20 protein-coding genes are annotated in these 19,128 nt (G+C 71.7%); 10 read left to right on the top strand and 10 right to left on the bottom strand.

Going from position 1 to position 19,128, the window contains the following annotated elements; genetic code table 11:
- Positions 1-36: 36 nt before the first annotated feature.
- Entirely contained in the window at positions 37-591 is a 555-nt protein-coding gene (locus tag ACTWLT_RS22370) for a GNAT family N-acetyltransferase (RefSeq protein WP_445320076.1), read from the top strand.
- Positions 592-606: 15 nt separating this feature from the next.
- Here the strand turns inward: ACTWLT_RS22370 and ACTWLT_RS22365 are convergent, their stop codons facing one another.
- Entirely contained in the window at positions 607-2,493 is a 1,887-nt protein-coding gene (locus tag ACTWLT_RS22365; protein ID WP_445320075.1) for a sigma-70 family RNA polymerase sigma factor, read from the bottom strand.
- A 260-nt stretch (positions 2,494-2,753) separates the two neighbouring features.
- Here ACTWLT_RS22365 and ACTWLT_RS22360 point away from each other — a divergent pair, with 260 nt between their 5' ends.
- Complete coding sequence (locus ACTWLT_RS22360) at positions 2,754-2,939, top strand: hypothetical protein (RefSeq protein ID WP_252415979.1); 186 nt, start codon at positions 2,754-2,756, stop codon at positions 2,937-2,939.
- Between the two features lie 41 nt (positions 2,940-2,980).
- Here the strand turns inward: ACTWLT_RS22360 and ACTWLT_RS22355 are convergent, their stop codons facing one another.
- The gene (locus ACTWLT_RS22355; RefSeq protein WP_445320074.1) at positions 2,981-3,289 is read right to left on the bottom strand and encodes a helix-turn-helix domain-containing protein; all 309 of its coding nucleotides are present in this window, start codon (positions 3,287-3,289) and stop codon (positions 2,981-2,983) included.
- Positions 3,290-3,952: 663 nt separating this feature from the next.
- Here ACTWLT_RS22355 and ACTWLT_RS22350 point away from each other — a divergent pair.
- From ACTWLT_RS22350 to ACTWLT_RS22330, 5 genes are all read left to right on the top strand, one after another.
- Positions 3,953-4,738, top strand: a complete 786-nt coding sequence (locus ACTWLT_RS22350) for a GVDTG sorting domain-containing protein (protein ID WP_445320073.1) — start codon at positions 3,953-3,955, stop codon at positions 4,736-4,738.
- Positions 4,739-4,753: 15 nt separating this feature from the next.
- A complete protein-coding gene (locus ACTWLT_RS22345; RefSeq protein ID WP_445320072.1) occupies positions 4,754-5,440 on the top strand; it encodes a class F sortase in 687 nt (228 codons plus the stop codon).
- A 64-nt stretch (positions 5,441-5,504) separates the two neighbouring features.
- The gene (sigK, locus tag ACTWLT_RS22340) at positions 5,505-6,122 is read left to right on the top strand and encodes an ECF RNA polymerase sigma factor SigK (protein WP_445320071.1); all 618 of its coding nucleotides are present in this window, start codon (positions 5,505-5,507) and stop codon (positions 6,120-6,122) included.
- Positions 6,119-6,850, top strand: coding sequence for an anti-sigma factor (locus tag ACTWLT_RS22335; RefSeq protein ID WP_445320070.1), 732 nt, complete (start codon positions 6,119-6,121; stop codon positions 6,848-6,850). Before sigK ends, ACTWLT_RS22335 begins: the two co-directional genes overlap by 4 nt.
- A 101-nt stretch (positions 6,851-6,951) precedes the next feature.
- On the top strand, positions 6,952-7,752 hold the full coding sequence (locus ACTWLT_RS22330) for an SDR family NAD(P)-dependent oxidoreductase (RefSeq protein WP_445320069.1): 801 nt from the start codon (positions 6,952-6,954) through the stop codon (positions 7,750-7,752).
- Between the two features lie 4 nt (positions 7,753-7,756).
- Here ACTWLT_RS22330 and ACTWLT_RS22325 read toward each other — a convergent pair whose 3' ends face one another.
- The 3 genes from ACTWLT_RS22325 to ACTWLT_RS22315 all read right to left on the bottom strand — a co-directional run bounded on the left by ACTWLT_RS22325 (position 7,757) and on the right by ACTWLT_RS22315 (position 9,304).
- Positions 7,757-7,921, bottom strand: a complete 165-nt coding sequence (locus ACTWLT_RS22325) for a hypothetical protein (protein ID WP_445320068.1) — start codon at positions 7,919-7,921, stop codon at positions 7,757-7,759.
- 232 nt (positions 7,922-8,153) lie between these two features.
- Positions 8,154-8,486, bottom strand: coding sequence for a nuclear transport factor 2 family protein (locus ACTWLT_RS22320; protein ID WP_445320067.1), 333 nt, complete (start codon positions 8,484-8,486; stop codon positions 8,154-8,156).
- 26 nt (positions 8,487-8,512) lie between these two features.
- Positions 8,513-9,304, bottom strand: a complete 792-nt coding sequence (locus tag ACTWLT_RS22315; RefSeq protein ID WP_445320066.1) for an SDR family oxidoreductase — start codon at positions 9,302-9,304, stop codon at positions 8,513-8,515.
- Between the two features lie 116 nt (positions 9,305-9,420).
- Between ACTWLT_RS22315 and ACTWLT_RS22310 the strand changes: the two genes are divergently transcribed.
- Complete coding sequence (locus ACTWLT_RS22310; protein ID WP_445320065.1) at positions 9,421-9,936, top strand: winged helix-turn-helix transcriptional regulator; 516 nt, start codon at positions 9,421-9,423, stop codon at positions 9,934-9,936.
- A 170-nt stretch (positions 9,937-10,106) separates the two neighbouring features.
- Positions 10,107-10,676 (top strand): aldo/keto reductase, encoded by a 570-nt coding sequence (locus ACTWLT_RS22305; protein ID WP_445320064.1) that lies wholly within the window; start codon positions 10,107-10,109, stop codon positions 10,674-10,676.
- A gap of 17 nt (positions 10,677-10,693) precedes the next feature.
- Here ACTWLT_RS22305 and ACTWLT_RS22300 read toward each other — a convergent pair whose 3' ends face one another.
- The gene (locus ACTWLT_RS22300) at positions 10,694-12,265 is read right to left on the bottom strand and encodes an MFS transporter (RefSeq protein ID WP_445320063.1); all 1,572 of its coding nucleotides are present in this window, start codon (positions 12,263-12,265) and stop codon (positions 10,694-10,696) included.
- Between the two features lie 185 nt (positions 12,266-12,450).
- Here ACTWLT_RS22300 and ACTWLT_RS22295 point away from each other — a divergent pair, with 185 nt between their 5' ends.
- Positions 12,451-12,930 carry a winged helix-turn-helix transcriptional regulator gene (locus tag ACTWLT_RS22295; protein WP_445320062.1) on the top strand — a complete coding sequence of 160 codons (480 nt, stop codon included), beginning with the start codon at positions 12,451-12,453 and terminating at the stop codon, positions 12,928-12,930.
- Between the two features lie 110 nt (positions 12,931-13,040).
- Here the strand turns inward: ACTWLT_RS22295 and ACTWLT_RS22290 are convergent, their stop codons facing one another.
- Genes ACTWLT_RS22290 through ACTWLT_RS22275 form a run of 4 tightly spaced genes read right to left on the bottom strand, consistent with a single transcriptional unit; the run spans position 13,041 to position 19,128 of the window.
- Positions 13,041-15,257: a DUF8189 domain-containing protein gene (locus ACTWLT_RS22290; protein WP_445320061.1), complete on the bottom strand. Its 2,217-nt coding sequence runs from the start codon at positions 15,255-15,257 to the stop codon at positions 13,041-13,043.
- A 48-nt stretch (positions 15,258-15,305) separates the two neighbouring features.
- Entirely contained in the window at positions 15,306-17,393 is a 2,088-nt protein-coding gene (locus tag ACTWLT_RS22285) for an alpha-galactosidase (RefSeq protein ID WP_445320060.1), read from the bottom strand.
- The gene (locus tag ACTWLT_RS22280; RefSeq protein ID WP_445320059.1) at positions 17,390-18,211 is read right to left on the bottom strand and encodes a carbohydrate ABC transporter permease; all 822 of its coding nucleotides are present in this window, start codon (positions 18,209-18,211) and stop codon (positions 17,390-17,392) included. The genes ACTWLT_RS22285 and ACTWLT_RS22280 overlap by 4 nt, the downstream gene beginning before the upstream one ends.
- On the bottom strand, positions 18,211-19,128 hold the full coding sequence (locus ACTWLT_RS22275; RefSeq protein WP_445320058.1) for a carbohydrate ABC transporter permease: 918 nt from the start codon (positions 19,126-19,128) through the stop codon (positions 18,211-18,213). The genes ACTWLT_RS22280 and ACTWLT_RS22275 overlap by 1 nt, the downstream gene beginning before the upstream one ends.

Below are 19,128 nucleotides of genomic sequence, written 5' to 3'. Positions count from 1 at the left end.
GCCCACCCACCAATCCGCAGCGAAGGACGGCGCCACATGACATACCAGGAGAAGATCGCGGGCCTCGGCGAGTTGTCGCTGGTGACCGTGGAACCCGACCGGCACGCCGAGCTGCTGCACAGCTGGGTCACCCTGCCCCGCAACTCCTTCTGGGGCATGGGGTCACACACCCTGGAAGAGGTACGCGAGATCTACGCGTTCGTCGACAGCCTGCCGACGCACCACGCGTACCTCATCCTGATCGACGCGGAGCCGGTCGGCCTCTTCCAGACGTACCAGCCCGAGGCGGATCCGGTCGGCGAGCGCTACGCGGTCCAACCCGGTGATGTCGGGATGCACCTGCTGCTCAGCCCGGCCCAGCGCCTCGCCCAGAGCCTCACCACCGCCGTCGGCCCCGCGCTCGCCCGCTTCCTGTTCCGTGATCCCGCCGCCCAGCGGATCGTGGTCGAGCCGGACGTCCGCAATCAGCTCGCGCTTCGTCGGCTGGAGAGGGAGGGCTTCTCCTTCGGGTCCGAGATCGACATGCCGGACAAGCGCGCCCAGCTCGCGTTCCTGACGCGCGCCCGGTTCGAGGCGGACCACCCGGCCTGACGCGGTGTCCCGCACTCAGCGGGCGGCCTGGAACGCCCGCCCGACCAGCGTCGCCTCGGTGCCGTCGCTGAACAGCCCGGACCGGTCCTTGTCGGTGGCGGCTAGGCCGAACCAGGCGTATCGCTGCACGTAGGAGAGCTGGCCCAGCATGGCGGTGGCGGCGGTGAGGAAGGCCGCCTGCTGCTCCTGGCTGGGAAACTGCTGGCTGCCGCCGTCGAAGCGGATCAGCGCGAACTCGGTCAGCCAGATGGGTTTCCCGTACCTCCGGTACACGGCCTGCAGGTACTGCCTGAGCTGGGCCACCGCCGTGGCGGTGGTGAAGTCGGCACCGAACCAGTGCAGGGTGATGAAGTCCACCCGGTGGCCGCGGGCCTTGGCCCCCGTCATGAACCTGTCCAGCCAGCCCTGCGCGTCGGCGGCACCCCAGGCGACCGCTGGGCTGCCCAGCCTGCTGCCGGTCGCCATCAGTTGCGGCCACAGGTCCAGCGCCCGCTCGACCGTCATGTTCGACTGCTCGGGCAGGTCCGGCTCGTTGAACGTGAGCAGGTACGGCCCGGCCGCCCTGGCCCGGGCCAGATCGGCGGCGGTGACGTTCTCCGCGCCACGGATCATCGGTACGAACGTCGCGCCCTGCGGAGTGGTGATCCCGGAGTGCTGGGTGCCCCAGGTGTAATACCAGCCGGCCTTCGAGCTCGCCAGCGCCTGACTGGCCCCGGCGAAGTTCCACACCCCGACGCCCTTCCGCGCCGAGCTGACCGCCGGCGCGACCGGAGCCCTCGACGAGGGTCGCGCGCTCGGCGACGGTGCTCGGGTCGCCGAGGGGATGGCGGCGGGTGGCGCAGCCGGCGGCACGGCCCACGAGGGTGCGGGCGGATCGTCCGGTCGGATCACCACCAACGCGGTGATGGCGAGGGCAACGGCGGCGACACCGCCGACGAGCGACGGGAGCAGGCCGCGGGGCCGGCTCACCACCAGATCGACAAGCTTGTCTCCGCCACCGGCATCTGCGGGCACACCGCCGGGAGGGGTGGTCCCGGCGGTGTGCCCGGCCGTCAGGTCCGAGGGCTGGTACCCGACGGCCTGCGAGGCAGCCGGGGGAACGGCCGCGCTCGGGAAGTGGGCGCTGAGGCTGGCCGGCAACGGCAGCAGTGCCATGCCGGCGAGCAGCCGGTCGATCGGTACGAGGGTGCCCAGGCTTCCGCAGGACGCGCATTCCCGGACGTGCCGGGCCAGCCGTTTGCGCCACAGCGGATTGGGGGTGCCGTCCCACCCGGCAGCCGCGGCGCGCAGGTCCGGGCAGCCGGGTTGTGCCCGCAGCGCGCGGACGACCGCCCGGGCGCTCTGGATCTGCTCCTTCATCCGGTGGATCCGCACGGCGACGTGCCCCGGGGAGAGGCCGAGCGCGTCGGCGACCTCGGTCCGCGCGAGCACGCCGGTCTCCTCCAGCCACCAGAGCGAGAGCAGTTCCTGGTCGTCCGGGTCGAGCCAGCGGGTCGCCTCGGCGACCTCGCGTCGCTGGTCGGTGAGACCGAGCCGGAGGATGGTGACCCCCGCGAAGTCCGAGGCGGGGTCGGGCACGTTGTGGATGGCGTCGAGCCTGGCGTCGCGGTTGAGTGCGAGGCGTCGCCGCTGTTCCCAGTCACGTACCTGACGGATGGTGATCGCCACCAGCCAGGACCGGTACGCCGCCGGGTCGTTGAGCGCGGGCAGGTACCGGATCACCCGTACCAACGTCTCCTGGACCACGTCGTCGACGTCGGCGTGGCCGCGGAGCGCCCGCCCGACGATGTTGTAGACCAGCGGGAGGGAGGCCGCCACGACATCGTTGAGCGCGCGCTGGTCGCCCTGTCGGGCCGCGACGACCAACCCGACGTGGGGTAGTCCTCGACCGGTTGGCGACATGGGTCTCACTCCTTTTGCACTCATCCTCGGGCGCTCGCGCTGTGCGCGTTGACCGCCTCCTGATCGGAGACCGTTGGCAGCGGAATGGATTACGGAAATCGACGCCGGGTATGGTGCGGCGTGTTGGTGTCGCCGGGCGCTCGCCCGAGATCGGGACACCGTGCTCTGGCGCCAGTGTGAGCGCCGGGACTATCGCAAGGTTGTGCGGCAGGAGTTGCCGACGGCCTGATGCGCCCCTCTGCTCAAGACAGGACTCAAGCATGACATCGAACAACAGTGATCGACCGGTGTTGTTTCTCGCCACCGCCACCGCCGACGCGCCCGACGGCCAGGGCGCGACCTTCGACGGCAGCGAGGAGGCCATGCGGCGGCTACGCCACCCGTTCGCGGTGACGGCGTCCCGGCCGACGGCGCAGGACAGCGACAACGGGGATCAGCGCGACTGATCCGGTGGGCCACCGCACAGCACCCTGGCCCATCCGTGCCGTCACGTCCCGTGCTGCCGCTGCTCGTTCTGCCGAAGGGCTTCCTCGAGCTGGTCTTCGAGGATGATGATCCGGCAGGCGGCCTCCAGGGCGGTGCCCTGGTCGACCATTTCCCGGGCCCGCGCGGCCAGCCGCAGTTGATAGCGGGAGTAGCGGCGGTGCCCGCCAGCTGAGCGGTGCGGGTCGATCAGTTTCGCCTCGTCCAGGCGGCGCAGGAAGTCCTGCGTGGTGCCGAGCATCTCCGCGGCCTGCCCGATGGTGTAGGCCGGAGTGTCGTCGTCGCCGAACATGTCATCGGGGTTCAGCCCCATGTCACCTCCACGTCGAGGGCCCCGGCGCTTACGCGCCGGGGCCCAGGGCTTACGGGTCAGAACACCATCTGCCGACAGGAACGTCGGCTTGTCGTATCCGCACCGGCCCACTGAACAGGCATCGGGTGCGAGGATCGCATATGCGTGACCGGAGACCACCTCTCGTTCGATGGAGACTGCGGTGTCCGCCCGGCCTGAATGACGGCCGACGGGCGGGCGATCCAACGGTGTACGGGCCCTCCCTTTCCTCTACTTGCTGTTTCCTCTGCTGACGTGCTGTCCACCGGTGTCGGGGCCCACGCGACTTCATGGCCCCACATCACGGTGGACATCAGGCGAAGCCCTGAAAAAGCCCTGGCCTCACCTGCGGTATCCCGTCGCCCGTCGTGACCTCACGGCCGGGCGTCCTTCTGCGTCTTTTGCAGCTCTGCTCTCGACTCCAAGAAGGCTAACCCATGCTGCCGAGAATATCTAGGCGATTCGACAGAGGTTTTCTGGTTGGTCGGCACCCAGACTCGGCGGCCATGCAACGGGCAGCAGGAACTGCTGGCCTTCGCTGCGGAACTGGTCCGGTCCGGCACCAATCCGGTGGGCGCTGGGCGACGAATCCCTCACGACAGCACCTGAGCACCAACGCCGTACCGGCGGAGACGGAGATCTGTTGTGAGATTGTCCCGAGCCCTGCTCACCGTGCCCGTGGCCGCACTGTTCCTCGCGCTCCCGGGTGTCGCGCACGCCGACGAGAGCGTGCAGGTCCAGTTGCAGGACCTCAATGAGACCGGTGCCACCGGCACCGCGACGCTGACCGCGACGGGTGGCGGCGACCTGAAGGTCATGATCCGGTCGAAGGGCATGACGCCGAACTCGCCGCACGCACAGCACGTGCACGGCGCGGCCAACGGCATGGACTTCCACTGCCCGGACAAGTCCGCCGACGCGAACGGCAACGGCTACGTCAGCACCGAGGAGGGCCTGAAGATGTACGGGGACATCTTCATCTCGCTGACCACCACCGGGGACACCACCAAGGCCAGCGGACTGGCCGTGGACCGGATGCCGAAGGCCGACGCGCAGGGCAATCTCAGCTACGAGCGCACCATCCCGGCCGCCGAGCTGCCCGCCGGCACGATCGAGCACCTCAAGGACCTGCACCTCGTGCAGCACGGCATCGACGCGAACGACAACGGCACGTACGACATGGAGGCGCTCGGCGAGTCGACGTTCGCCAAGTCCGTCGGCGTCAACGGCATCCCCGCCGAGGCCACCGACCCCGCGACGTGCGGCATGGTCAGCGGCGCGGCCGCCGGCTCCGTACCCGCCGGCGGCGTCGCCACCGGCGATGGGAGCACCTCCGGTACGCCGATGACCCTGTACGCCATCGGTGGCCTAGCGCTGCTCGGCGCGGCCGGTGCGGTCGCCGCGCGCCGCCGCCTCGCCGGCGAGCGCTGAGTCGAAGGACTCGGGATGGACACCGGCGACCCATCAGTGCCGGCCGGCCGCCGCCAGGGGCGATTCACGCTCCCGGCGGTGGCCGGCATCCTCACCGTGACCGCCGCCGTGACGATCGGCGCCGCCGTCGCGGGCCGGGAACCCGACCCGCCACGCCCCCGCGCGTCAGCGGCGGCACCCGCCGCGAACGCGTCACCGGCCCCCGCCACCCGCCCGGGCGAGTTGACGTCGGGACCGTTGATGGCCAGCTCACCGCCCATGCGGGTGTCGATCCCGTCGCTGAAGGCCAGCGCCGCAACGGTCGCCCTCGGCCTGCAGCCGGACGGCGCGATGCAGGTCCCGGACAGCGCCACCGACGTCGGCTGGTTCACCAGGGCGCCGATGCCCGGCGCTCTCGGGCCGGCCGTGCTGGCCGGCCACGTCAACTGGAAGGGCCGCCAAGGGACGTTCTTCGACCTGGGCAGGTTGGCCGCCGGGGCCGCGATAACGGTCGACCGTCAGGACGGCAGCACGGCCATGTTCACCGTCACCAGGGTCGAGCAGTATCCCAAGGACCGGTTCCCCACCGACGAGGTGTACGGAGCCACCGACCACGCGGCGCTGCGTCTGATCACCTGCGGCGGCGAGTTCGACGACGCCACGCAGCACTATCGCGACAATGTCGTCGTCTACGCGCGCCTCGCTCACGCTCATCCCGCCTGAAGCGCAGGATCCGCCTTCGGCGGCACACCGAACCGTCACGATCACCGGAAAGGACATGCCGAGAATGAGCGGTGAGGGGGAACAGTCGCGGCGGTTGCGGTCGGTGCCGCCCGACGCCGCGGGCCCACCGGACGCCGATGAGCTGTTGTCTCGGGTGGCGCGGGGTGACGAGGCGGCGTTCGCGGCGCTGTACGACGCCGTGGCAGGCAAGGTCCTCGGGTTGGCCCGCCGGGTGGTTCGGGATCCTGCGCAGGCGGAGGAGGTGACGCAGGAGGTGATGGTCGAGGTGTGGCGCACCGCCGGCCGCTTCGACGTCGGGCGTGGTTCGGCCTCGGCGTGGATCCTGACGATGGCGCACCGCCGGGCGGTGGACCGGGTGCGCTCCGAGCAGGCCCACACCAACCGCGCGTGGCAGGTCGCCGCGACCGCGTCGCACGTCCCGTACGACGAGGTGGTCGAGGACGTCACGGCCCGGTTGGAGCGGGAGCAGGTCCGCCGGTGCCTGGGTCGGCTGACGCCGGTGCAGCGGGAGGCGGTGACCCTGGCCTACTACGGAGGCCACACCTACCGTGAGGTCGCGGAGCGGCTGGAGACCCCGCTGCCGACGGTGAAGACGCGGATGCGTGACGGGCTGATCCGGATGCGGGACTGCCTGGGCATCGATCTGGAGGGGCGGGCATGAGCGGCGACATCCACACCCTCGCTGGCGCGTACGTCCTCGACGCGGTCGACGACCGTGAGAGCGCCGCGTTCGAGCGGCACCTGACCGAGTGTGAACCGTGCCGCCTGGAGGTTGCCGAACTTCGCGAGACGGCCGCTCGGCTCGCCGACGACACGGTCGCCGGGGCGACTCCGCCAGGGCTGCGGGAGCGGACCCTGGCACAGGCGGCCGGGACTCCACAGCTGCGTGTCGGCGCCGGTGCCGTCAACGTCGGTCCGAAGGCGCGGCGGTGGCGGCAGTTCGCCGTGGCGGCGGCCGCAGCGGTCGTCGTCGCGGGCGGCGCGAGCGCGGTCACCTGGTCGGTGAGCAGCGACCGGATCAGCGACGAGCAGGCCGGCAGCCAGCAGGCCCGACAGGTCGCCGACGTGCTCAACGCCGGGGACGCCCGGGTCTTCGAGCAGTCGCTGGAACCAGGGGGCGCCGCGACCGTGGTGGTGTCACGCGACCGGGACCGGGGTGTGGTGCTGCTGCGGGACCTGCCCGAGCCGGGCCCCGGGCGGGTCTACGAGCTGTGGCTCATCCGGGGCACCGAGCCGGCCCGCTCGGTGGGGCGACTTCCCGAAGGCGCCAGGGAGTCGACCACGGTCATCGGACCGGTCGCCGCCGCGGGGTCGTTCGGGGTGTCGAACGAGCCGGCTGGCGGGTCCCCGGCCCCCACTCGGATCCTGGGTCTGGTGGAGCTGAGTTGAGGTGAGCTGTGCCGGGGCCGGCCGGCACCGTTACGGTCGAATCTGCCGGAAGCGGTTCCCCGACCCGGGTGGCCTCGCAGTCGCGAACGAACAGGACAGTCATGACCGTGCACATCGATCTCGCGGGCAGGACCGCGCTGGTCACCGGTTCGACCCAGGGCATCGGCGCCGCCATCGCCGTCGCGCTCGCCCGCGCCGGGGCACGGGTCGCGGTCAACGGTCGTACCGCCGCCAGCGTGGAGCGGGCGGCGGTGGCGTTGCGGAGCGAGGTTCCCGACGCCGAAGTGATCGAGGTCGACGCCGACGTGTCCAGCGACGAGGGCACCTCGCGAACCCTCGACCTGTTGCCCACCGTCGACATTCTGATCAACAATCTCGGCATCTTCGGGCCCACGCCGGCGCTGGAGATCTCCGATGACGAGTGGCGTCGCTACTTCGAGGTGAACGTGCTGGCCGGCGTCCGGCTGACCCGCGCCTACCTGCCCGCGATGATGGAACGCGGCTGGGGGCGCGTGCAGTACATCGGCAGCGACTCGGCGGTCGTGATCCCCGCCGAGATGATCCACTACGGCGTCTCCAAGACGGCCCTGCTCGGCGTCTCGCGCGGGTTCGCGAAGGCCGCCGCCGGCACCGGCGTGACCGTCAACTCGGTGCTCGCCGGGCCGACCCACACGGCAGGCATCGAGGACTTCATCTCCGGGCTCATGGGCGACAGCCTGCCGTGGGACGAGGCGCAGCGGGAGTTCATGCGCCTGCACCGGCCGCAGTCCCTGCTTCAGCGGCTGATCGAGCCCGAGGAGATCGCCAACATGGTCACCTACCTCGCCTCTCCCCTCGCCTCCGCCACGACCGGCGCCGCCGTCCGCGTCGACGGCGGCTACGTGGACGCGATCGTCCCGTAGACGGTCACTGCGCGTCGGCGAGGTCGGCCGGATCGAGATGCAGGGTGGCGAGCAGACCGGAGTGCTTGGCCGGGTCCACGCGCTCCGGCAGTTCGCGCTCGACCCAGTCGGCCCTGGCCTGCTGGCCCCGGTCGCGAAGTGCGCTGACGATCCTGTGCCTGGCGATCATCCGGTTGCTCCCTGGTTAGGCCGCCGAACCAACACGACCAACAAGTCGCGGAGCTGGGGATTACGATCGGTAACGCCCCTGGTGGGCTGGTGGCGACGGCATCTGGCGGCCACCGGGGGTCCCGGGCGACATGTTCACCGTACGCCCTCGCGGCGCCGGGCTGCACCGGCACCGCTGGCCGTGGCCGCCCGGACCCGGTGGCGGCCACGGCGCGTGCCAGGCGTGATGCTCGTCAGGGCGCGATACGCAGCACCCGGATCGCCCTGTCGTCGTAGTCGCTGAAGCGGTACCGGAGCCCGGCGAACGGGCTGCCGGGGAAGTCGCCGGTGATCGTCACGGTCACGATGGTGCCGGCGGGGGTGTCCTCGATGTCGGTGATCTCGTACGACACCAGGGGCACGTCGCGACGCCACCGCCGGATGGCCTCGATGCCGCGGTACTCGGTCGACTCGTCCTCGACGACGGCGTCGGCGGCGAAGAGGGCGAAGTAGTCCTCGTGATCCGGCTGGCCGGCGAGCTCGAAGTAGCGGCGGACGATGGCCGGGGCGCTCTGGCTGACGGTCATGGTGAATGTCCTTTCCGAGGGGACGGTCAGACGGTCGGGATGGTGCCGCCGTCGATGACGTGTTCCGCGCCGACGATGGCCGAGGCGCGGTCGGAGACCAGGAAGGCCACCAGGTCGGCCACCTCGGCGGGCCGCGCCGGACGCCCCAGCGGGATTCCGCCCAGGGAGTCCATCAACTGCCCGAGGGCGGTGTCGCGGTCGACGCCGTTGCCGGCGGCGAGGCGGTCGACCAGCGCGTCGGCGGCGGTGGTCTGGATGAAGCCCGGCGCGACGCTGTTGACCCGGACGCCGTGCGGTGCGACCTCGTTGGCCAGACCCTTGCTGTACGCGGTCAGCGCCGCCTTGGCGGCCGCGTACCCCAGGGTGGCCTCGTACATCGGCTTGCGGCGCTGGATCGAGGTGACGTGCACGATCGCACCGGAGCGCTTCTCGATCATCGCGGGAACGAGGCGGCGGTCGAGCCGGACCGCGCCGAGGAGGTTGAGGTTCAGTTCCTCCATCCAGGTCTGCTCGGTGAGCGCGGCGAAGCCGCCGGCCGGGGCGTGCGATCCGCCGACGACGTGCACGACGATGTCGGCGCCACCCGCGTCGAGCAGCCGTTCCGCCACCGCCTCGGCGCCGTCGGGGGTGGACGTGTCGGCGGCGATGAACCGGTCGGCGGAATTCATGCCGTCGGGCGCGGTGCGGGCGCTGACCCACACGTCCGCGCCGGCCTCACGCAGTCGCGCGGTGATCGCCGCACCGGCACCCTTCGTTCCGCCCGTCACAAGGGCACGACGCCCCTGTAGCGAGTCCCGCGCGGACGATGTTCCGGACATCCGTCACCCCTGTCTTGGGCAGCACGAAGCGGGCGTCGTGGGGACGCCGTATAGTTGCTTCTGAAACAGAACCTACTGACTTCGACACTAGCACCGACTCGGGAGAGGGCAACTCCGTGGCAGGGAAGATCCGGCTGGAGGACCGCGAATGCCCGCTGTCCACGGCACTGGGCTACGTGGGCGAGTGGTGGACGCTGCTGATCTTGCACGATGTTTTCGACGGGTACACCCGGTTCGACCAGTTCCAGGCCAACCTGGGCGTCTCATCCAGCATCCTGACCAGCCGGCTCAAGACCCTCACCACGCAGGGGCTGCTCGAACGGCGCCGCTACCAGACCAGGCCGGACCGCTACGAGTACGTCCTCACCGACCTCGGCCGCAGCCTGCGACCCGTCGTGGTCGCCCTCGCCGGTTGGGGAAACTCCCGCCTGGACCCGAGCGAGCGCAGCATGATCCTGGTCGACCGGAACACCGGCGTGGAGGCCGACCCGGTCATCGTCGACCGGGTCACCGGGCGTCCGCTCGACGACAGCAACTTCGTCTTCGCCGCCGGCCCGGCCGCCAGCGAGGCGATGCGCAAGCGCTACGAGCACATCCCCACCCGAGCCGTCCCGAACCAGCACCAGCCCTGAGCGGTCGCCGACGCGGCACCTCCCCCGACCCGCCGGTGACTGGCCGTGCCACTACCAGGAACACCTCGACCTGCCAGCCGACCGGATGTCGACGCACAGTCGTCAGTGCGCGCTGAACGGGGATCTCCCGGTCAGCCGCATATCCCTCCACAGACTGGATGGAGGACGACATGAGCGCGACTCTTCCCGGCGGCGCCCTGACCCTTGCCGAGGGCCTCACCCTGAGCCGGATGGGCTACGGCGGCATGGCCGGCCCGCACGTCGTCGGCCCGCCCCGTGACCGCGCGGCGCACGGCCCGGACGAGGCGCCCATCGGGGCCCTGGCGGAGCTGCGCGAGGAGGGCCTCATCCGGCACCTCGGGCTCAGCACCGTCACCTCCGAGCAGCTCACCGAGGCCCAGGCCATCGCACCGGTGGTCACGGTGCAGAACCTCTACAACCTCGCCAACCGGCAGGACGACGCTCTGGTCGACCGCTGCGCGGCGGAGAACATCGCGTTCGCCTCGTACTTCCCTCTGGGTGGGTCCACTCCGCTGCAGTCCGACACGCTCAACGCCGTGGCCGACGGGTTGGGTGCCTCGCCCCAGCAGGTCGCGCTCGCCTGGCTGCTCCAGCGCTCGCCCACCACGGTGCTGATCCCCGGCACCTCGACCCTGGCGCACCTGCGGGAGAACGTCGCCGCAGCGGACCTGACGCTGCCCGCCGACGCGATCGAGGACCTGAACACCATCGGCGGATGACCCGCCGATCGGTCCGGCTAGTGCTGGTGCGGCCGGTTGCGGACCAGGGCGAGCGCGAGGACGGCGGTGGCGAGGAAGACGATGCCGTTGACCCACAGCCCGGCCTGCACGCCAGCGGTCAGGGCCTCGGCGAGCGCCGACCGCACGGGTTCGGGCAACTGCTGGCCGCCGGTGGCGCCGGCGGCCACCGCCGACTGCACGGCGGTACGGGTGGGTTCGTCCACCTGGTGGGCGGCGAGCCGCTCGGGCAGGTCGGCCAGCATCGTGGTGGTGAGCAGCGTGCCCAGCAGGGACGCGCCGAGCACCGAACCGAGCTGGCGGGCGGCGTTGACCGCACCGGAGGCCATGCCGGCCTGGGCGGGCGCGACGCTGGCGAGCGCCGCCGCGGTCGCCGGGGCCACCACCAGGGCGCTGGCGGCACCGAACAGCGCGAGCAACGGCCAACGGTGGCCGAACGGGGTGGTCGGGCCCTGAGCGGCGAGACCGAAGCTGGCCAGAGCACCGAGGACGAGACCGGCGGTCAGCGGAGCCTTGAACCCGGTACGGCGGATCGCCCGCCCGGCGGCGAAGGCGACGAGCACGTAGACACCGAAGAGCACGAGCATCCGCCAGCCCGTGTCGAGCGGGCTGAGCGCCTGGGCGCGTTCGTGGAACATGACGAGCAGGATCGCGACACCGGTGAAGCCGAACAGGGACACCGCGCCGACGAGCATGACGGCGCTGAACGACGCGGACCGGAACAGCCGCACGTCGAGCATCGGCGCACCGGTGCGCAGCTCGACCAGCACGAACCCGACCAGCGCGGCGGCGGAGACGAGCCACGTCGTGGCCACCAGCGGGCTGGTGTAGCCGTCCCGGCCGCCCTGGATCAGGGCGTAGACGGCGGCGGCGATCGCGACGGTGCCGAGGAGCAGGCCGGGCACGTCGAGTCGGCCGGCGCTCGGTCGTGACTCGACCACCCCGATCGCGGCGACGACGAGGGTGATCACGCCCAGCACGATCGTGGACACGTAGACGCTGTGCCACTGGTGGTGGCGCAGCAGGGCGCCCGCGATGAGCGGGCCGGCCGCGAGGCCGATGCCGGAGGCGGCGGACCAGGCGGTGATGACCTCGGTGCGTCGGTGCGGGTCGGTGAAGGTCGCACCGAGGATCGCCAGGCTGTTCGGCAGGATCAGGGCCCCGCCGAGCCCCGCGAGCAGCTGGCCGACGATGACCCAGGCCACGGTGGGGGCGCCGGCCACGACGGCGCCGCCAACGATCATGGCGACGACGCCGGCACTGAACATGCGCTTGCGCCCGTACCGGTTGCCGAGTGTGGCGGCGGACAGCACCAGGCTCGCCACCACCAGGGTGTAGGCGCTGGGGATCCAGATGACGGTGGTCGGATCGACGCGCAGGTCCCGCTGGATCGTGGTCAGGGCGGAAACCGTCGCGGTGATCTGGAGGAACGTGATCATCGCCCCCAGGCACATCGCGATCAGGGTCACCGCGGGAGAGCCGCGCAGGGGTGTGCGCGCGGCGGGCACGGGCGCGCCCGCGTGCGGCGGGCGTGCCGGTGTGGTCGGGGCCGTGGTGCGCTGGTTGGTCACGAGGCGTCCTCGGGGTCGGTCCACGCGGGCGCCGGGAGGTCCAGCACCGGCGGCGGCGGGGAAACGGAGGCATCGGTCGCCGTCACCGCCGGCACCGACAGGCTGACTTGCGGACAGCAAAGCCAGCCGCGCCCAGTGAAGCACCTGACTAGCCGTTGCGCAAGTCAGGTCGTACGCTGGTGGTCATGGATGACCTCCTGGACGACCGCGACTCCTGGTCACCGGCGAACTGCTCCATCGGCCGCGCGATGGACATCGTGGGCAGCAGGTCGACGATGCTGATCATGCGCGAGGCTCTGCTCGGAACGCGCCGGTTCGACGACTTCGTCCGCCGTGTCGGAGTCGGCGAGCCGGCCATGGCGGCGCGGCTCAAGGAGCTGGTCGCCGCCGGCGTGCTCGAACGGATTCCCTACCGGGAGCCGGGGCAGCGCACCCGCCACGAGTACCAACTCACCCGTAAGGGCCGCGAGCTGTTGCCCGTCGTCACCGCGCTGCGCAACTGGGGTGACACCTGGGCCGCCGACGACGCCGGTCCCTCCCTGCTCGCCACCCACCGTGACTGTGGCCACCCGATCCGGGCCGTACTGCGCTGCGAGGCCGGGCACGACATCGGCGACGGCGAGATCGACATTGCCGCCGGGCCGGGCCTCATCCGGCTCGGCTGACGACGGACATCACCCCGCGGGCTCGAAGGCGCGCCGATCCGGCCACATCACGGCCTGAACCGACCGCTGTGCGGGTGGCGGGCCGCCAGCCGGCGGCCCGCCACCTTTGATCACAGGACGATCTGGTGCACCCGGTTGTCCACGCCGCGTACGGCCAGCCAGGCGCTGCCGTTGGCACCGGCGGCGGCCGCCGGCGCGCCCCGGAACGCGTCGGTGGCGAACTCGCCACGGCGGAACCAGCCGCCCCACACCCCGTCGACCAGGTTGCGCTGCCAGAGCCGGTTGTCGGCGGCCAGCGCGAACAGGTAGACCCGGCCGGCGGTGGCGAGCAGGGTCGGGCTGCCGCTGGTGGTGCCACCCACGCTGGTCCAGGCCGACCAGGTCGTGCCGGTGCGGCTGCGCCACCACACCTCGTCGGTCCGGCTGCGGACCGCGACGTGCAGCACGCCGGCGTCATCGACGACCGCGCTCGGCCGGCCGTAGAACGGACGGTCCTCGGGTGCGCCGATCCCGGTCCAGCCGGTGCTCGGGGTCCGCGACCAGAGCTTGCCGTCGGCGCCGCGGACGACGAGCGTCCACTGCGTCGGGCTGGTCCAGGCCACCGTGGGTCCGTCGGTCACCGTGCCGCCGAGGCTGCGCCACGGCCCCCACGCTCCGGCGACGAAACTGCGCTGCCAGGCCGCGTTGTCGGTGCCTCGGACGAAGACGTCGAGACGGCCACCGGGCGAGGCGTAGGCCGCCGGCTGGCCGAGGATCCGGCCGCCGACCGGGCCGCCGAGCGCCGTCCAGCCGGTCCCCCACGTCGCGCCGGAGCGGGTGTTGACCGCCAGGGCGCCCTGCGCGTTGCGGACGAAGGCGACCGCGTGCGTGTCGTCCACCCGGACCAGCGCCGGGCTGGCGCTGGCGGTGCCGCCGAGGCTGGCGCCGGCGACCTGGTCGGTGCCCCTCAGGCCGAGCATGGCCACCCCGTGCGCCGGGACCTCGACGGTGTACGAGCCGGTGAAGGGCTGGACACCGGCGGTGGCCGGTGCGGCGTCGACGTCGGTACGGGACCACAGGTCACGGACCCGCACCGACTCGCCGAGCGCGACGTCGGCGAAGTTCACGGTGATCGTCTGCGCGGTGTCGTGGCGGTTGAGCAGCGCGACAGCCCGCCGGCCGGAGCCGGTCAGCACCTTGCTCCAGACCTGAGCGTCGACCCCGGTGTCGGCGACCTTGACGCCCTGCCGGACCAGCGGGTCCTGGTTGACCGCGATGATCTCCGGGTTGGTCAGTGCCGAGATCATCTCGCCGGGCAGGCCGCGCGGGTCGGAGCCGATCACCAGCGGTGCGGCCATGATGGACCACATGCCGAGCTGCGTCTTGGACTCCTCGAGGCTCAGCTCGTACCCGCCGCCGGGCAGCGGGCGCATCGGCAGCAGGTAGTCCGGGTCGTTGTAGTGCCCCGGCCCGGTGGCCGCCGGGTGGTACGCGTTGACGTCCATGTTGCGCAGCACCCACGGGAACGCCCACTGCGGCGTCGGGTCGGTGAGCCCCACGTCGGTGTAGGTCCGCCAGGAGTCGGCGATGGTGGGCGCGTAGGTGTAGGTCCAGGTGGAGAGCTGTTCCGGGGTGTACGGCCCGCCACCCCAGTCCGAGCTGACCGGGTTGCAGATGTTGAGCAGCATCGGTCGGGGCGACTGGCGTACCGCCTCGGCGAGCTGGCGGAAGGTGGCCTCCGGGTCCAGGCCGGCGGCCCGGCCGCAGAGCCAGTCGGCCTTCAGGGCGTCGAAGCCCCAGCCGGCGAACTGGGCCACGTCGGCCTGGTAGTGGCCGTTGCTGCCCAGCCCACACTGGCCCGGCAGGTACGGCCCGGCGTCGGTGTAGATGCCGGCCTTCATCCCCTTGCTGTGGATGTACGCCGCCAGCGCGCCCATCCCGCCGGGGAACCGGGCCGGGTCGGCGACCAGCCGGCCGGCCTCGTCACGCGGGGTGGGCGCGGCCCAGTTGCCGTCGATCCAGACGTAGGTGTAGCCGGCGTCACGCAGGCCACTGCTGACCATGAAGTCGGTGACCGACCTGACCTCGGCCTCGGTGGGATCGCCACCGAGACCGAAGTAGGTGTTCCAGCCCTGGTAGGGCGTCGGCGCGAGCCCACTGTTGAAGAAGGTCGGCGCGCCCTGGTCCTCCGTGCCGGTGGCGGCCGGGGCGTGACCTGGTCTACCCGGCCCGCCGTGGCCGGCCGTGGGTGGGTGGGCCTGCGGTGGGCCGGCCATTGCCGGCATCGGGCTGGCCAGGCCCAGGCCGAAAACGGCCAGGGCAGCGGTCAGCGGTCGGATCAGGCGCATGGGGGTACTCCTGTCCCTCGGAGGGTGGGGTGTGGTGGTGCTCCGACCTCAGTCGCGGTGCAGCACGATGAGGTCGGCGTCGTGGGTCGGGCTCCACTGCACCGGCAGGCCCACCGCGCTGAGGTGGCTGCCGGAGTAGTGCCGGTCGCCGTGCCGGTACCGGCCGGTCGGGTCCAGGCCGCGCAGTGGCAGCCGCACCGGGCGGGACGGCAGCAGGCCGGCACCGTCGAGCCGGCCGGTGTGCCAGGCCAGCACGACCACCCGGCGCTGGTCCGGCGCGGTGTACTGCACCGCGCAACGGGCCTGGTCGGGGCCGCCGATCAGGTGCACCTCGCCGTGCGTGACGACGTCCCGGATCTCCTTGTACCGGGCGATCCAGCCGGCCGCCTCGGCCCGCTGCGCCGGTGTCCAGGCCCGGATGTCCGCGCCGATGCCCAGCACCCCGGCCATCGCGAGCACGAACCGGAACGCCAGCGAGCGTGGACGCGGGTCGAACAGGCCGGGCGCGTCGGTGACCCAGGAGCTGAGCAGGTGCGGGGCGTTGGCGTGCAGGAACCCGTACTGGATGGCCAGTCGGTCCAGCGGGCCGGTGTTGTCACTGGGCCAGAAGACGTCGGCCCGCGCGGCCATCGCCAGGTCGGTCCGCGCGCCCCCGCCGGCACACGCCTCGATCAGCACGTCGGGGTGGTCGCGACGCAGCCGCTCGTAGATCCGGTGCAGGTTGGCCACGTGCGCGCCGTCCAGGTCGAGCGGGCCGACCCCGTCCGGCCGCCCCGGCTCGGTACGTGGGCGGTTGAAGTCCCACTTCAGGTAGTCGATGTCGTACCGGCGGAGCAGACCGTCCACGGTGGAGTGGACGAACTCGGCGACCTCCGGCCGGCCCAGGTCGAGCAGGTACTGGTTGCGGACCGGGGTGAGCGGCCGGCCGTCGACGGAGTAGACCCACTCCGGGTGCTCGGCGTAGAGCGAGGACCGTGGGTTGACGCACTCCGGCTCGACCCAGAGCCCGAAGTTGAGCCCGAGTGCGCGGACGTCGGCGATGAACGCGTCGAACCCGCAGGGGAACTTCGCCGGGTCGGGCGTCCAGTCGCCCAGGCCGGCGGTGTCGTCGTCGCGGCCGACGAACCAGCCGTCGTCCACCACGAACGTCTCCACGCCCAGGTCGGCGGCGATCCTGGCCAGCGCCAACTGGCTCTCCGCCTCGACGGCGAAGTAGGTGGCCTCCCACGAGTTGTAGAGGACCGGGCGTGGGGTGAGCCGTTCCCCGGCGAGCAGCCGCTGGTGGGTGTGCCAGACCCGGGCCAGCCCGTCCAGGCCGTCCGGGCTGTACGCCCCGGTGACCACCGGCAGGGTCAGCACCTCGCCGGGGGCCAGTTCCAGCGGACCGTCGACCAACTGACGGCCGACCCGGACCCGGGTCAGCCCGCCGGTGTCCCGCTCGGCGCTGATCTCCCACGAACCGGTCCAGGCCAACGCCATCCCCCAGGCCGGGCCGGCCGGCTCGGCGGTGTCGCGCACGGCCAGCCAGGGCACGTGCAGGTGCCCGGGCACGCCCTGGGAGCTGCCGATGCTGAACGTGCCGTGGCCCAACTCGACGTGGGAGAGCTGGAACTCCTGCTCCCACTGCCCCCACTGGTGGCTGAGCAGCGCGCCGTGCGGCGTCGGTACGCAGAACCCGGCCGACCCGGCCCGGACCACCCGCAGTGGCCCGGTGCCGTCGTTGGTCAGCTCGACCCACCGCTGCACGACGTCGGTGCCGGCGGGCACCCGGTAGTGCACGGTGGCGCGCAGCCCGGTGACCGGGTCGGCGAACCCGACCGCCAGCTCCCGCTGGTCGGCGTCGGCCCGTACGTCGGTGTGCGCGAAGCCCACCCGGCGCTGCCCGTTCGAGGTCTCGATCACCAGGTCGGCGCCGGTGAACGGGCGGTCGGCGTCGGTGGCGTACTCGATCGGGGCCGCGTCTCCGGCGGTGAGGAACGGCACCGGGCCGTCGTAGGCGACCGGGGACGGCCCCTCGGAGACACCCTGCGGACCCCACGCGACCAGTTCCAGCCAGCGGCCGTGCGCGGGCACCGTCACGGTGTACTCGGTGTGCGCGCCGCGCAGCGTCCAGCGCTGCGGGGTCGCGGCGGTCACTTGACCGCTCCGAGCGCGAGGCCGGAGACGAAGTGCCGCTGGAAGCGCAGGAAGACCGCGACCGTGGGGACGGCCGCGATGACCGTACCGGCGGCGATGACGTTCCAGGACGAGACGAACTGTCCCTGGAGTGCGAGCAGAGCCGGGGTGACCGGCATGTTGTCGTCGGTACGTAGCACGGTGATCGCCCAGAGTAGGTCGTTGAAAATCCACGTGAAGGAGAGCGCGCCGAGAGCGGCCAGCGCGGGCCGGGTCAGCGGCAGCATCACCCGGGTGAAGATCTGCGCGGTGCCGGCGCCGTCGATCGTCGCCGCCTCCTGGATCTCGCCCGGCAGGTCCCGCATGAAACCGTGCAGGACGAAGGTGTAGAAACCGAGCCCGAAGCCGACCTGCACCGCGATCAGCGCCCAGAGCGTGTCGTACAGGCCGGTCAGCTCGCTGAACTTGGCCACCGGGATGAGCAGGATCTGCGGTGGCAGCAGGTTGCCGGCGAGCATCAGCAGCAGGATCGTCCGCCGGCCGGGGATCCGGAAGCGGCTCAGCGCGAACGCGGCCATCGCGGCCAGCCCCAGGCTCAACGCCACCGACGGGACGGTGACCAGCATGCTGTTGATCAGCGCGCGCAGCTCGCCGCCGTCGGTCCACGCCTGTCGGTATGTGTCCAGGGTGAACGACCGGGGCAGGCTGCCGACGCCGTGCGCGGCGATGTCGTCGAACGACCGGGTGGACATCACCACGACCCAGAGCACCGGGCCCAGCCAGAGCAGCGAGAGCAGGATCATGCCGGTGTGGAAGGACCCGGTGCGGAGCTTGTTCATCACGCTTCCTCCCGGAACGCGCGGACCAGGTAGCCGAGGATGACGGCCAGCGCGAGCACGAAGATCACGACGGCGATCGCGGAGGCGTAACCCAGCCGCAGGCTCTGGAACGCGGTCGAGTACATGTAGGTGCTGAGCAGCTCCGACGAGTGGTACGGCCCACCCTTGGTCAGCGACCAGACGATGTCGAACGAGCGCAGCGAGTCGATCACGATGACCGACAGCACGACGGCGTTGACCCCCTTGAGCTGGGGAATCGTGACGTGCCGCAGCCGCTGCCAGGCGTTGGCGCCGTCCATCCGGGCCGCCTCGTGCAGCGCCGGGTCGATCGCCTTGAGCCCGGCCAGGAACAGCACCATCACGTAGCCGATCTGGCGCCACAGGGCGGGCAGGATCACCGCGTACAGGGCGGTCTGCGGGTCGGCGAGCCAGGGCCGGATCAGGTGCTCCAGGCCGACGGCCCGCAGCAGCGTGTCGGCGATGCCGTCGGGCTGGTAGAAGACCCGCCAGACCAGCGCGGTCACCACCAGCGAGAACACCACCGGGGTGAACAACGCGGCCCGGTAGAAGCCGACCCCGCGCCGCTCCTTCTGCAGGACCAGCGCCATGCCGAAGCCACCCAGCACCGAGAGGCCGCCGAAGAGCACCAGCCAGATCACCGTGTTGAGCAGCGCGCCCCGGAAGGTGGCGTCACCGGCCATCTCGACGTAGTTGTCGACGCCGACGAAGGTCGGCGGCGACATCCCGTCCCATCGGGTGAGCGAGAACCAGAAGCCCTGGAGCGCCGGCCAGAAGACCCAGACGCTCTCGACGGCGAACGGCACGAGGACGAACGCCAGCAGCAGCGGCGACAGTCGGGGCGACCGTCGCCGCCGCCGGGTGGGGGTGACCGGAGTCGTGGAGATTGTTGCTGTCAC

Source organism: Micromonospora yongxingensis (assembly GCF_052601155.1).
The sequence above is the reverse complement of the archived record's forward strand: the minus strand, read 5'-3'. Positions and strand labels throughout refer to the sequence as shown.